This is a genomic window from Bowmanella yangjiangensis, from assembly GCF_017255015.1.
GTDB lineage: Bacteria > Pseudomonadota > Gammaproteobacteria > Enterobacterales > Alteromonadaceae > Bowmanella > Bowmanella yangjiangensis.
The window spans coordinates 1-445 of sequence record NZ_JAFKCS010000599.1 but is presented as its reverse complement, the minus strand read 5'-3'; the positions used below and the strand labels follow the sequence as shown (position 1 = coordinate 445).

Here is a 445-nt window from a genome sequence, read left to right as displayed (position 1 = left end):
AACAGGATGCGCCGTGGGCGCTGCCCGTGCAGCGCCAGCCAGCCCAGGGTGCGACGCAGCCCGTCGACGTAGGCAGCGCGATAGCCGGCCTCGTCATGCTGGGTGGCGGCGGCGCAGTAGACCAGGTAGTCCAGGGGCTGCCGTGGCCAGTCCGCCGGGCACGGGTCCGCGTGCAGATCACCGGCCACCGGCTCGATGCCGGCCGGCAGGGCCGCGACGTTGCGGCGCATCCCCAGCACGCGCCAGCCAGCGTCGGCCATGCGCTGCCCAAGACGGCTACCGACATCGCCACAACCGACGATCAGCAGACTGTTAGGTGCGGACATGCTCTTCTCCATGACGTTTAGGCGAAGGTGCAGTGTAACAGGCCGCTCAGACGCCTCGGCGAGGCCGTCAGCGCCCGGCCGCAACAGCTGGAAAGCAGGCTCGCGCTAGCAGCCGGCCT

The 445-nt window shown here is 70.3% G+C and carries 1 protein-coding gene; it reads right to left on the bottom strand.

Going from position 1 to position 445, the window contains the following annotated elements; all coding sequences use genetic code 11:
* Positions 1–326: Rossmann-fold NAD(P)-binding domain-containing protein (locus tag J0A65_RS25855; protein ID WP_232850164.1), on the bottom strand; the 326-nt coding region annotated here is incomplete at its 3' end.
* Positions 327–445: the final 119 nt, after the last annotated feature.